The sequence below is a fragment of the Actinomyces sp. Z16 genome (genome assembly GCF_003111765.1).
Taxonomy (GTDB): Bacteria; Actinomycetota; Actinomycetes; order Actinomycetales; family Actinomycetaceae; genus Actinomyces; species Actinomyces glycerinitolerans.
In genome coordinates, this window is record NZ_CP027862.1 from 3,552,995 (window position 1) to 3,566,683 (window position 13,689).

Annotated in this window: 9 protein-coding genes and 1 pseudogene; 4 read left to right on the forward strand and 6 right to left on the reverse strand. The window is 66.2% G+C overall.

What is annotated here, in order from left to right; all coding sequences use genetic code 11:
• Positions 1-17: 17 nt before the first annotated feature.
• From C3B71_RS14790 to C3B71_RS14810, 5 genes are read right to left on the reverse strand one after another with little or no spacing between them, the layout of a single operon-like run.
• A complete protein-coding gene (locus C3B71_RS14790) occupies positions 18-1,226 on the reverse strand; it encodes an ADP-dependent glucokinase/phosphofructokinase (RefSeq protein ID WP_108969083.1) in 1,209 nt (402 codons plus the stop codon).
• 41 nt (positions 1,227-1,267) lie between these two features.
• Positions 1,268-2,128, reverse strand: a complete 861-nt coding sequence (locus tag C3B71_RS14795; protein ID WP_108969086.1) for a ketose-bisphosphate aldolase — start codon at positions 2,126-2,128, stop codon at positions 1,268-1,270.
• Positions 2,129-2,160: 32 nt separating this feature from the next.
• Positions 2,161-3,012 (reverse strand): carbohydrate ABC transporter permease, encoded by an 852-nt coding sequence (locus C3B71_RS14800; protein ID WP_234415955.1) that lies wholly within the window; start codon positions 3,010-3,012, stop codon positions 2,161-2,163.
• Positions 3,013-3,016: 4 nt separating this feature from the next.
• Complete coding sequence (locus C3B71_RS14805; protein ID WP_073327984.1) at positions 3,017-3,955, reverse strand: carbohydrate ABC transporter permease; 939 nt, start codon at positions 3,953-3,955, stop codon at positions 3,017-3,019.
• A gap of 9 nt (positions 3,956-3,964) precedes the next feature.
• Positions 3,965-5,257 carry an ABC transporter substrate-binding protein gene (locus tag C3B71_RS14810; protein WP_073327982.1) on the reverse strand — a complete coding sequence of 431 codons (1,293 nt, stop codon included), beginning with the start codon at positions 5,255-5,257 and terminating at the stop codon, positions 3,965-3,967.
• A 168-nt stretch (positions 5,258-5,425) separates the two neighbouring features.
• Here C3B71_RS14810 and C3B71_RS14815 point away from each other — a divergent pair, with 168 nt between their 5' ends.
• Together C3B71_RS14815 and C3B71_RS14820 are read left to right on the forward strand one after the other, a co-directional pair.
• Positions 5,426-6,232 (forward strand): DeoR/GlpR family DNA-binding transcription regulator, encoded by an 807-nt coding sequence (locus tag C3B71_RS14815; protein ID WP_073327981.1) that lies wholly within the window; start codon positions 5,426-5,428, stop codon positions 6,230-6,232.
• Positions 6,233-6,279: 47 nt separating this feature from the next.
• Positions 6,280-7,515: an AGE family epimerase/isomerase gene (locus C3B71_RS14820; protein WP_108969090.1), complete on the forward strand. Its 1,236-nt coding sequence runs from the start codon at positions 6,280-6,282 to the stop codon at positions 7,513-7,515.
• A 198-nt stretch (positions 7,516-7,713) separates the two neighbouring features.
• Here C3B71_RS14820 and C3B71_RS14825 read toward each other — a convergent pair whose 3' ends face one another.
• Positions 7,714-8,241, reverse strand: a complete 528-nt coding sequence (locus C3B71_RS14825) for a hypothetical protein (protein WP_108969093.1) — start codon at positions 8,239-8,241, stop codon at positions 7,714-7,716.
• Positions 8,242-8,995: 754 nt separating this feature from the next.
• Between C3B71_RS14825 and C3B71_RS14830 the strand changes: the two are divergent.
• Together C3B71_RS14830 and C3B71_RS14835 are read left to right on the forward strand one after the other, a co-directional pair.
• Positions 8,996-10,307, forward strand: a pseudogene (locus tag C3B71_RS14830) (integrase core domain-containing protein).
• 737 nt (positions 10,308-11,044) lie between these two features.
• Entirely contained in the window at positions 11,045-13,669 is a 2,625-nt protein-coding gene (locus C3B71_RS14835) for an HNH endonuclease signature motif containing protein (protein ID WP_108969095.1), read from the forward strand.
• Positions 13,670-13,689: the final 20 nt, after the last annotated feature.

Genomic DNA, 13,689 nt, shown 5'->3' on the forward strand with positions numbered 1-13,689 from the left:
CGCCGTCCTCCAGCAGATCACGACGTTTGCAAGCCGCCCTTCTCCGCCAGGTGCGCCACCACGCCGCCAATGAAGGTGTCACCCAGGCCGATCGTCGTCGGGGAGGCGGTGCGAACCGCGAAGCCCGGCGCGATCAGCACGCCCGCCGCGGCCGGCTCGGAGGCGCGGGCGAGGCGCTCGCCGGTCTCCTCCCGGGGCGCCCACGCCACCTCCGTGTACTCCTCAACGGCGTAGCGGTCCCCGTGTAGGAAGCGAGTGGATGCCAGTAGGCAACCCGCCTCGGCGGCCTCGCGGAACAGGGCCGCCCGCTCCCCCACCACCGCGGCGTAGCGGCTGGTATGCACCATGACAGTCGGCGCCCCGAGTCGCCGGTGCAGGTCGGTCATCATCGCCGCGACCTGTGCCCCGTCCTCCAGATCTATGGCGCGTCCGAGATAGTGACGCGCCTCATCCTCGTTGAGCGAGTGAAGATCCACCAGGTGCGGAATTGTCTCCAGGATCACCTCACGCATGGCGTCGTTGTGAAAACCCGCGTCCTCGTAGACGACGACGGCGTCTGGTGGCGTCTCGGCCAACGCGTCCTCGAGTTCGCCCAGTCGAGTGCGCAACTCGGATGCCGACTTCATGGTGTTGAAGCCCGAGATCAGGACTACCCGGGCCTCGGCCAGCAGCCGAGGCAACTCCTTGCTCAGCCGCAGATCCTCGTTGGGCGCATCGTTGACCAGGATCACCCGATTGGGGCGGTGCGCGGTCAGCTCCCCATCGGCCAGGCGCACCGCCGCGCCCGCCGGGTACTGGACGATCACGTGCGGATCCAAGGAATCCGCCTCGGCGCTGCACACCCACTCGACGGCGGGCGACAGGAGCCGACGGACGTCGTCGTTAATTGAGACCAGGTGCACCGTCGAGGCTACGCCGATCCGTTCCATGGCCAACGCCGCGCGAACGCACGTGCCGCCCAGGGTGACTTGGTAGGTGAAGTGATCCGCGAAGGCAAGCAGCGCCCGCTTATCGGCCGCGTAGCACTCGCATCCCCGGGACTGTCGCATGGACCTCAGCACCGCCAGCAGCATCTCCCGCTCGTCGACGGCGCTGGCCGGCGGAGCGTCCTCGAGCTCGGCCTGGTGTATGCCATGGGTGTCCACGAGCTCCTGAAACGCCTCAGCATCCCAGTACAGCTCGTAATCGACGGTCCCGCCGAGCCCGAGGACAATCCGCACCGTCATCTCACTCTCCCTTCAGCCGCGCCCGCATCGACGCCGCAGGCTCACAGCAGCTCTGCCTTGCCCGCGGATTCGAACAGATCGATCTTCTGCGCCGCACACTCCCGCAGTGCCGCCTCGCACGGAGGCTCGATCACGTTGGGCTCGCGCAGGTGCACGTCCTGGAGCACCTCGCGCATCTTGTTGAAGTAGGCGGCCTTGATGTCGGAAGAGATGTTGATCTTGTTGATGCCGCCGTGCACGGCCCCGGCAATCTCGGTGTCGGAGTTGTTCGACCCGCCATGCAGCACTAGGGGAATGCCCAGACGCGACTTGATCTCACCCAGCAAGTCCAGGCGCAGCGCGGGCTTGGCCGCGGCGGGGTACAGGCCGTGCCTGGTGCCGATCGCGATGGCGAGAGAATCCGCACCGGTGGCGTCGATGAAGCGCGCCGCGTCATCGGGGTCGGTGTACAGGATCTCCTCCGTGCCGGTCTCCCCGTACTTGTCGGACACGCCGATGGTGCCCAACTCGGCCTCCACGGATAGCCCGACGGCGTGGGCGGCGTTAACCACGCGCACGGTCTCGGCCACGTTCTCCTCGAAGGATGCGAAGGACTTGTCAATCATCACCGAGGTGAAGCCCGCCTGGATGGCCAGCAGCACCTGCTCATAAGACGCGCCATGGTCAAGGTGGATCGCCGTCGGCACCGGGGACTCGTGGGCGATCCGGATGATGGAGGCCAGCATCGCGGGCCGGATGTGGCTCAGTTCGTCCGGGTGAATGGCGATGATGTGTGGGGAGCGCTTGTCCTCACAGACGTCCACCACCGCGCGCAGCATCGAGTACGAGGAGATGTTGAACGCCGGGACCGCGAAACCGTGTTTATTGGCGACGTCCAGGATGTCGCTGCCTGTGACTAACATTTGCATTGTACCTTTCTGTGTTGTCGTCAAGTTCAGTTCTTGACGGATCCAGCGGTCATCCCTCCGATGAAGTAACGCTGGAAGAAGATGAAGAGGAGCACCACGGGAATCGATCCGAGCACGGACATCGCCATCATCTCGTTCCACTCGTATGAGTGCTGCCCCATGAGGAGCTGAATACCGATGGGCACGGTGCGCATGTCATTCGTGCGCGTGAGCGTCAACGCGAACAGATACTCATTCCAGGCGATCATGAAAGTGTAGATACCAACCGAGACGATTCCCGGGATGGAAATTGGGACCAGCACCCGCCACAGTGCACCGAGAGAACTGGTTCCATCCACCTTCGCGGCCTCATCGAGCTCGCGCGGGAGGGTGTTGAAGTAGCCGGTGAGCATGATGATGGCGTAGGGCAGCGTGAACACCATGTAGGTCAGGATCAGGCCCTGGTAGGTGTTGTACAGCCGCAGCGTCACCATGAGCCCGAAAAACGGGATCAGCAGGGTGATCGGCGGCACCGCCTGCACCGATATGACCAGTACGTTCAAGATCCTCTTCCCGGGGAACTCGAAACGGCTGAAGGCGTAGGCGGCGAGGATCGCGACGATGAGTGTCAGCGCCGTCACCGACAGCGCCACGAAATAGCTGTTGATGAAGAAGCGGATCTTCTCCGAATCATGGAAAATGGAGATGTAGGCCGCCCAGGAGGAGCCCTCTTCAATGATCCGCGGAGGCGTGGCGAAGATCTTCGCATTCGGTTTGAAGGAGGACACCAGCATCCAGAAGATCGGCAGGGCCGCGAAGCCGGCGCCCAGGAGCAGCCCCACCCATACACCCGCCTTGGCCAACAGCCGTCGACGCCGTTTAGTAGTCATAGCACCCATGTCACTACTCCCTCACCTGTTGGCTACGCACGTAGAAGAAGGCGAGGATCATGGACAGGATCAGCACGATCACCGCACTGGCGGACGCCCCCGAGAAGTCGTACTCGGAGAATGCCAACTTATAGGTGAAAGTGGACAGCACCTCCGTCCGGTCAAGCGGCCCTCCGCCGGTGGTCATCCAGATGAGGGCGAACTGCTGGGAGGTCCAGATGACGTCGAGCAGCGCCATGGAGATAATGATCGGCCGCAGCTGTGGGAGGGTGATCGACCAGAACCTCCGGATCGGGCCGGCGCCGTCGACCTCCGCCGCCTCGTACAGATCCTTCGGGATGCCCTGAAGACCGGCAAGGATCGAGATCATGAAGAACGGGTACCCGGACCAAATGTTGATGAAGGTGACTGCGGCCAGGGCGATATCCGGATCGGCGAGCCACTCGTGCTGTCCGCTAACGACGCCCAGACCAGACAGGATCGCGTTGACTACGCCGTTGGGATTGAGCAGCAGTCGCCACAGGATGGCGATGATCGCCACGGTCAGTAGCCACGGGAGTACGAACAGGGTGCGGAAGACGGTCCTGGTGACAGCGGATACCGACTCGGAATTGAGCAGCATGGCAAAGCCGAGACCCAACAGCATATGCGCCACCACGCTGATGGCCACGAACCAGAACGTGTTGGCCAGCGCCGTACGGAACTTGCTGCTGGTGAGGATCTCGACGTAATTGCCCAGCCCGATGAAGTGGGACTCCCTAGCGGTGATGACAGCATCCATCAGCGAGTATCCGACCACCATGACGATCGGAATCACCATCAGCACCATCAACAGGATTAAGGTCGGTGACAGGTATGCGTAGGGCACAAGTGCCTGGGTCAGGCGCCGCCCACGGGACGGCGCCCGCACCCGCCGCGTCCGAGACGCATTTGCGGCATCGGTGACGCTCATGGGTGAACCTCAGAACTCCTCGTCCCACGCCTGCTGGGCGTTGGCGAGCATGGTGTCGACGTCGATATCGCCGCTGAGGTAGCTCTGGAACTGCTCATCGAACTTGCGCATGAGCGTCTCGGAAACCGGCAGACCGGTGAACTCATTGGCAGGCGTGCCCGAGCTCCAGATCTCGAAGGCCTGCTTGAACAGCTCATCATCCTCGACATAGTCGGGCGTGGCCGTACTGTTTCCGGGGAAGGCCTTAGCGTCGTCGGCGAGCACCGCATTGGTGTCGGCCGACATGAGGAACTCCACCAGCTTCCACGCCTCCGCCGGATGCTCGGTGGTACCGGAGACACCGATGCCCCAAGAGGCGTAGGGCATGCCGCGCTGGCCGGTGTAGCCACTCACGGCGGGCAGTGCGGCAATGCCGAATTCCAGGTCCGGGTTGCCCTCGCGGATGGTGTTCACGTGCGCGAGGGAGTCGATCATCATGCCGACCCGCGCATTGGTGAAGTCCTCGACCTTGTCCTGCTCCTTCATGGTGAAAGCGCCCGGCGATATGACTCCGTCGTCCCACAGATTCTTGATGAATTCGCAGGCGCTCTTGACGTCCGCGTTGCCCTGGAGGTTCGGCTTGCCGTCCTCGGTGAGCATCGATCCACCGGAGGCCCAGACCCAGGACATCACATCATTCTGAATGCCGTTCGGCGCCTCCAGCGAGAGCGGCAGCGCCCAGCCGGAGATGTCCTCACCCGTGTCCGCGATCGCCGCGGCCGCGGACTCGAACTCCTCACGCGTGGAGGGGATTGCCGAGACGCCGGCCTGTTCAAGCAGATCCATATTGGTGAACATGGGGTAGACGAAGTTGACCACCGGGATCATGTAGGTGGCGCCGTCGATCTGAATCTGGCTGGCGAGCTCGGAGTCGTCGTAGCCCTGCTCGGCCATCAGGGCCGTCAGGTCCGCTATGGCACCCTGCTTCGCGAAGTCACTCACCCATGCACCGTCCAAGCCGACCACATCCGGCATGGTCTGCGCCGCGGCACCGGCAACCAGCTGCTCCTTGGTCGAGGCATAGGGCCCGGAGAGCAGTTCGACCTTGATCCCGGGGTTGGCCTGCTCGAACTGGTCCATGAGGGCGCGCAGGGCCCCGTCCGGCAGTTCGGGTTCCCACCACTGGGTGAACTCCAAGGTCACCTCCCCATCGCGGCCTCCACTACTTCCCGATCCGCCACATCCGGCCAGACCCATCGCCGCCAGAGCGGCCACTACGGCCGTCATCTGCCCGAATTCGCGCCTACGCATACGCATCAGCATTGTTACTCCATCATCATTGACACGAGTTGCGACATCATGCTGGTTTCATCCACTTCCTGATGTCTGTGGACGAGCATAGTGCGACTTTTTGCGGCTGTCTGCGCTCGATCGGCAACAATCACGTAACGTTCGGCTTGAAGGCGCATGAAGAATGCCTAGACTGGCGCCATGAACGACGCCGCACCCCGCCTCCCTGGAGGGCGGAAGGCCGAAATCGCCGGCTACGTGAACCGACTGGGTCAGGTGACGGTGACGGCCCTGGCGGACCACTTCGGCGTCTCGGCCGACACCATCCGCAGAGATCTAGACCAGCTTGACGCCGACGGCCTGCTCATCCGTATGCACGGCGGAGCGATGTCCAACTCCGCCGTCCCCTGGCACGATACGAACCTGAGCGACCGCGCCCGTTTGCAGGCGTCCCAGAAGGATCGTATCGGCCGGATCGCCGCGGAGCTCGTGCAGGACGGCAACGTCCTGTTCATCAACGGGGGAACCACCGCACTGTCCCTGGTACACCACCTGTCGAACAAGCGGGAACTCATCATCGCGACCAACAACCTCGCACTGCCGGTGGAGATCAACCCGGAGGCGTGCCGCGACGTATACGTCATCGGCGGGCACGTGCGTCTGTCTGGCCACGTAACCATCGGCCCGGTCGCCTTCGCCTCCGCCATCTCAGGCGTCGAAAACGACATCCACGTCGACCTCGCCCTCATCGGCGTGGGCGCCGTCGACACCGACGGCTTCTCCACTTCCAACTTGGACGAGGCCGCCATGCTTGCGCAAATGGCCGCCCGCGCCCGTCGGGTAGCCATTCTTGCCGATTCGACCAAGCTTGGTCGGCGTCTGTTCGCCGCGATTGGCGACCTTGCGATTGCCGACTACCTGATCACCAACGAACAGCCCAACGCCGAGCTCAGCGCCGCTTTGAACGCCCGCTCGGTACAGGTACTCACTCCGGATACGCCTTACTGAATCCTCGCCTCTCGACCGAGGTAGGCACCTGAGTCAAGGAGGACTCGATGACCACGCTCATGACCCGCCAATTCTTCGATTCCGAAGCCTGGAGCCTACTCGCCTTCGGCAAACGCTCCCGCACCGATCATGGGTTCGGCTGGCTCGACGACGTCGGCAGCATCGACGCCACGCACGGCGTACAGCTATGGATCACCGGCCGCATGACCCACTGCTTCGCTCTCGGGCAGCTCATGGGCGACCCGGACTGCGCCGCTCTGGCAGAACACGGCGTCGCCCGCCTACTGGACGGCCCGCTGCACGACACCGTCGCCGGAGCCTGGCTCTCCGCAGTTGATATCGACGGGACCCCGCGCCCAGGAAACCTGGTCTCCTACGAGCACAGCTTCGTCATCCTGGCTGCCGCCTCCGCACTCATGGCCGGCGTATCACGCGCGCAGGAACTGCTCGATGCCGCCCTGCTCACCTTCGACCGACTGTGGTGGGACGAGGACGCCGGGATGGTGGTGGATGCCCGGGACCGTCACAGCCCCGCCGTCGACCCCTACCGTGGCGCAAACGCGAACATGCACACGGTTGAGGCACTGTTGGCGGCCTATTCCGCCACCCACGACGCCACTCACCTGCGGCGAGCGGCGCGCATCACCGACCGGATCGCGCGCGAGTTCATCACCCATGACTTCCGCCTGCCCGAGCACTTCGACGTCGACTGGAACGCCGTCCTCGACTACAACCGGGACCGCCCCGCCGACGCCTTCCGCCCCTATGGCTCCACAGTCGGGCACTGGCTGGAGTGGTCGCGGCTGATGATTCAGGTACGCGCCGCGTGCACCGCCGCGGGCATCGGCTACGACCCGCTGCTGGACACCATCCCAGGGCGCATGTACCGGCAGGCACTGCAGGAGGGATGGGGCGTAGACGGCGAACGCGGTTTCGTCTACACGGTGGACTTCGCTGGACGCCCGGTGGTGCATGAACGCATGTACTGGGTGCTGTGCGAGGCGATCGGCGCGGCGGAGACGCTGCGTGAGACCACCGGGGATCCCTCCTACGAGCACGACATCGACATCTACGCCACCTTCGCCCGGGAGTTTCTGATTGAGGCACCCGGTCGGTGGCGCGAGGAGCTCGACGCCCATAACCGCCCGAGCTCAATCACCTGGTCGGGCAAGCCCGACATCTACCACGCACTCCAGGCAATGCTGATCGGCCGCCTGCCGATCACCCCATCATTCGCGGAGGGCCTGCTGGCCACTGGGGCATCGCCCGCCCGAAGCCGCTGAACCGGCCACACGCAAAACACGACCCCCGTTTGCGTTCCACGACCCCCGGCCATGATCCACGAACTTGGGGTGCGTTTCACGACCCCGGGGTGGTCGTGGAATGTTCACGGAGGTCGTGCCATAGCACCAAGGTCGTGGAACGCAATCCCGGGCCCGAAGTGTTGCGCGGTGAAGGGCACCGTGCAGCCGCCGGGCTGCTCACGCCGTCGGGCCATCTCCAATCTGCGCGTGCACGCTGGTGAGCACTCCGGCGTCGTCGGTCGCCAGCGCCAGTGCGCACAGGAAGGCGGCCATGGTGTGCGACCAGTAGGGCACGCGCATGCTCATACACTCCCTTCCCGCGGATACGTCCGGCGATCCCACCACCTCGTGGTTCAGTTCCCAACCAGCTGCATCGGCGACCAGGGCCAGTAGGTCATCCGTGGTGGAGAAAGCGCCTTCAAACCCGGTGGCGGCGTGAGTCCCCTCCTGCCCCGCCACAGTGATCGTCACTGGCCTCATGACGGCGTCACCGTGCGCCGGCAAACGCTCCGCAATGTAAGTGGCGAGGGAATGGTCGTGGACGACCCGCTCCGACGAGAGTCTCAGCGCCAGCCCCCGGATCGCCGCCTCGCCGATCAGTGCGCCGTAGGCCGCATCATCTGCCGCCGTGGCCGCGGCAGCGGCGGCTCCCTCGCGGCGTCCGAGCACGCCGATCTCAAGAGAGGGCACATACGTGTCGTTCATGGTTCGCAGCCTATGGATCCGCTCGCCGCAGCCCGGAACGCACCGCGCCCCCGGTTAAGGGGGGGCGGAATCGGCGGTAGCTCGGCGACGCTGACTCGGGACAGCACGCGCCCCGAGTTTAGGGGTTCTTGGTGTTGGTGGGTGTGGTTGGTGGGGGTGGGTGCTGCTGGCTGGGGGCGGAGGGCTGAGTCTGATCGTTGATGCCTGGGGCTGTAGTGTTTGGGGGGTGTGCGCAGTGGTTGGTGGGAGGCGCGTCACTATCGCTGGTCTCCCCCCGGGGGGTGCGTCTGCTGCGCCAGTTCGCTGTTGGGTACGCCGGTTAAGAGGGGCCTGCTGTGTGGCCCGGAGGTCTTCAGCAGGCGTCTAAGTGGCGTCGTACACGACTTCCGCGCCTGGCGCGGGCCCGTGCCGCTAACCGCAGGCAAGTCGGGGTGCCGAGTGCGCCCCTGGAAGCAGACCCACGCTGCCGGGTGCGGGTCGGTCGGGGTGCTGGGAGGGGGTGGGTTGGGTTGTCTGGTGTGTTTTCCCGGGTGGGATCTGGCGCGTAGGTCGGCGCGGGCCCTGGCGGTTGGTACCTGTGGTTGACGGTTCGGCACTTAGCACCGGCGATTCGTACCCTCTCGTGGCGGTTCGGCACCTAGAGGTACGTACCGTCCCTGTTATGTCTCAGGACATCGGTGACAGTTCTGTGTCAGGACATCGGTGACAGTTCGTGGGTTGTTGGGGGTGACAGTTCTGGTGTGCTTTTGGGCGCATGAGCTCAGTCAGGAAGTCCAACAGTAGTGGTGTTGATCCGCGTGTGCGTCTGGCGATCGCCCGGTGGCCTGATGACGCCCCGCGCGGGGCGGTGACCACGTTCTGCGAACAGGAGGGCATCTCCCGCAAGACCTTCTATGTGCTGCGGGCCCGAGCCCGAGCTGACGGGGAGGCCGCGGTACTCGAGCCCCGCTCCCGCCGTCCTCGCACAAGCCCGGGACGCATAAGCGACCAGGTACGCTCCCAGGCCCTTGACGTGCGTGCCGCGCTGGAACGCTCTGGCCTGGATTGCGGCCCGATCAGCGTGCACGACAAGATGCGGGCCATGGGCCTCAAGGCGCCCTCGCCGACATCACTGGCCCGCATCTTTCGCTCCGCCGGCGTGGCCCGAGCCGAGCCCACGAAGAGGCCCCGGGCGGCATGGCGCCGGTTTGTCTATCCGGCCCCGAACGCCTGCTGGCAGACGGGGCGCCACCGAGTACGTCCTCGCCGGAGGACGCAAGGTCGTCATCTTCCAGCTCATCGACGACCACTCCCGCCTGGCGGTGGCATCCCTGGTCGCCGCCGCCGAGACCAGCCAGGCGGCTATCGCGGTATTCGACCGGGCCGTCGCCCGCTACGGGGTGCCCCAGCGGCTACTGACCGACAACGGGACGGCCCTGAACCCCACCCGACGCGGCCGCAAAGGCAAACTGGTCGACCACGTGCGCACCCTGGGGGTAGAACCCATCACCTCCAAGCCCTATAAGCCCACCACCCAGGGCAAGAACGAGCGCTTCCACCAAACCCTGTTCCGCTACCTCGACAACCAGCCCCTGGCCCACACCATCGAAGAGCTACAAGCCCAAGTCGACGCCTTCGACCACATCTACAACACCGAGCGAGGACACCAGGCCCTGCCCGGGAGGATGACACCCCAGCAGGCGTGGGACGCCACCCCCGTCGCCGCCCCGCCACGCCCCAAGCACCACGAGCCCGTATCCGTCGGCGGCATCCCCACACAACCCCGCCCCAGGCGCCGGCCCACAACACCGCCCTCAGGGCAGCGCCAAGGCACCATCGGGGCTAACGGAGTGGTCAGCCTGGCCGGTATCAGCTTCTTGGTATCCAGAACCCACGCACACCAGCCAGTGACCATCACCTGGGACCCCCACCAAGTCGCCTTCACCGACACCCAAGGCGAGATCCTGGCCCAGTACCCCTGGCCCGCACCCGGCGTCCGTTACGTCTCCACCCACACACACCCAACCCCACCAACCACCACAACTGTCACCGATGTCCTGACACACCAAGTGTCACCGATGTCCTGACACAAAACTGTCACCGATGTCCTGAGACATCACAGGTACGTACCGTCCCATAGGAGTACGAATCGTTGATCAGAAGGTACGTACCGTCGTCGGAAGTGTCGAATCGTCGACCCGAGAAGGGTGCCCCGTCAGGCGAGCAGCCGAGTCCTCCCGCCCGGACCGCCGCATCCGAGAGGGTGAGGCCGGGAATCGTCCCTCGGGGTGCGCTGGCTGCACACCGGCGGCATGAGATGCCGGGACTCGCCGGGACTCGCCGGGACTCGCCGGGATTCGCCGGGGCTCGCCGGGACTCGCCGGGACCTGTTGTGGCCTGTCCAGGCTCGCGGCGATCAATTGCGCCTGCCCTTCCCATCGTGCCTGCCAGAATGCTCCTGCCGGATGTCCACAATGACTGCCGCCAGGCTCTTACCTGTGCACCACCACACCCGCGATCCCGAGGGGTCCCCCCCGATTCCCGGGTCGGCTGTGCTTCCGTGGGATGGCTGTCATGTCGTTTTATGACCTTGGGGTGTGGTTTACGACCACCCCGGGGTCGTAAACCACACCCCAAGGTCGGAAACCAGCGCCGACCAGCACTGACCGGTGCTTCGCGCTTGAGCTTGAGGGTGCGGCCGCATGGAACCACGATGCGGCAGGCCTCCCTCGGGCGCGGGAGGGCAGCGCCGCTGACCGCCCACACACGAAGAGCCCCTTAAGGACACGGAATTCATGTCGGTGCCCCGCGATACCGTGGACACATGTACGAAGGCAACGGTGCTGAGCGGCGATCCGGCGGGGCGTCCCCGACGGATCGGGCGGGGCTGCCCGGCGTCGGGAGGGGATCGACGGCGACCGTTGCCTGGGCCGCTACATACGGGGAGGCAGCGGCCGGGCCCGGGGCCGAGCAGGATTCCACGGCCGTGCTCGAAGTCGTGCGGGAGCCCACGGCGCTGATCGAGCACCTGGCGGAAGTACCTGCAGGCGCAGGTCTGGCGAGCCTGGTTGAGGGTCTGTTGGCCGGCATACTGGTACCCGCCAACCCCAACGGTGAGGCGGCCGGCTCCGCCGGGGAGAACGCAGCAAACGCAAGCGCGGTGGCTACTGCAAGCATCGCGGACGCTGCAAACACCACGGACACTGCAAGCACCGCGGACGCTGCGAACACCGCGGACGCCGTGGGCATCGCCGAGCTGGCGGAAATACTGGGGACTCCCGACACCGGCGCACTGTTCAACACCATCACGAGCCCGGCCGACCGCGCCCTGGCGCAGGCCTCCGCACAGCAGGGCGTGGACTGGGGCGAGGGCACCGGCATCGACCGCCTGGCCACGCTGGGCGGGCAAGTGCTCAGCGAACTGGTGGCGGCGTGCCACCGGCTGGTCTCCTGGGCGTCGTGGTGCGAAAGCGCGGCGGCTGCGTGCCTTGCCCGTACACCGGAAATGAACCGCGGCGCAGCTCCCTGGGGTCCGGACGGGCGACTCGAATGCCTGGTGACGGAGGAGGAGCGACGTTTCACCACCAGCGGGGAGATCGCCTGCCGACTCGGCACCACCCGCCAGAGCGCCTGTCAGATGTTGGATCGGGGCGAGGCTCTGCTACAACCCGAGTTCGCGGCCACCGAGACCCTGCACCGGGGCGGCCTGCTGGATGCGAGCAAAACCGCCCTGATTGTTCGCCGCCTGGAGGGTGCCGACGCGAGGGTGGCCAGGGCCGTACAGGAGCAGGTCCTGCCTCGCGCATCCCGCAGGACGACGTCGCAGCTGGCCAAGGACATCGACCGCGCCCTGGCCGCTTTAGACCCCGACGGCGCCGGCAGCCGCCGTAAGCGCAACCTGGCGCGCAGGCACGTTACGCGGCCCCGCCAGGCGGGCGAGGGCGTTCATGAAATGCGGCTCCTGCTGCCGAGCCTGGACGCGTTCCTATTGGATGCGACCCTGGACGCCATAGCCGCCTCCGCCCGGGCTGCCGGGGATGAGCGTTCCCCGGCGCAGCTACGGGCCGACGCCATCACCGGCATGACGCTGCGCACCCTGCAAGCCAGCCAGTACGCCGCCTGTCGGCCGTCTTTCACCGCACCTGCAAACGTCGACCACGCCGCCCCAGCAACTGTACCGACCAGCGTCGACGCCGGTGCCCCGCCGCCTGCACCGGCCAGCGCACAGCTGCTGCCCGACGGGGTCCCGTTGGAGGGGTTGCTGGCCGGGTTGAGCAGCCTGGTTGAGCCCTCGCTCCCCTGGTGGACGCCCTCCGGGGTAGAGGCGGTCTTCCCTCCGCCGGGGATCACCATCAATGTCGACGTCGCCGTCCCCTTGGAGCACCTGCTCCCCGACGGCGCCGGCGCCATCGGGGATGACCCGCAGACCGGATACGGCCCGCCCATCGGGGATGACCCGCCAACCGGGTACGGCCCTCCCACCGCCGGCGATACGCCGGGGCGGCCCACGGACGCCGTAGTCGGGCGATCCTTCGCATCCGACGGGCGAAGTGTGCCCGAAACGCCCCCGGCCGACGGGAGCAGTGCGCCCACCACAGGTCACTCAGACTCACCTACGCGAGGCGGAAGCAGTGCGCCCACCACAGGTCACTCAGACTCACCTACGCGAGGCGGAAGCAGTGCGCACACCGCGGTTTTGGACCGTCAGCGCCCCCTCCCCTACACCGGGACGGCCGCGGGCGCGGGTCCCGCGGCCGAGGTCACCATTGGGGTCAGCACGGCGCCGGTGCCCGCCGCCACCGCCCGCGCCCTCGCAGCCGGTGGGGTCTGGCGCAGGCTGGTCACCGACCCGGTCTCGGGGACGGTAGTCGACGTGGGCCGCACCCACTACCGGCCCCCGGTCGCCCTGCGCGAACTCGTGCAGGCCAGGGACGGCTCCTGCACGTTCCCGGGCTGCACCATCCCCGCCACCCGTTGCGACACGGACCACATTCAACCCTGGGCCGAGGGCGGGGCGACCAGCCTGAGTAGTCTCACCAGCCTGTGCCAGGCCCACCACCGGCTCAAGCACACGCCCGGGTGGAGCCTCAGCCGCACCGACTCCGGTGATCTGACCTGGTGTACTCCCACCGGCGCTCGCTACCGGCGCAGCCTGGACGGGAGCATCACCCTTCTGGCCCACAGGATCGGGCCTCGCCAACTGCTTGTCCCCGCCCAGAAGGTCCCCGCGCGCCTCACCGAGGCCGTCGACGACGCCGTCCTGAGTCGTCTCCAGCACGGCCTTGAGCTCAGTGCTCGAGACGCCGCTCGTGCGGACGGGCGCCCCCGAGTCGCCAGCCGCGGTCCCCGCCCCGGCCAGCCCGTCGGCGCTTTCGAGACCACTCCCTACTCGGAGGCCCTGCACGACCTCGGCCTGGCCCCACTGCTAGACGAGATTCCGCCCTTCTGACATTCCGCCCTTTTGACCGC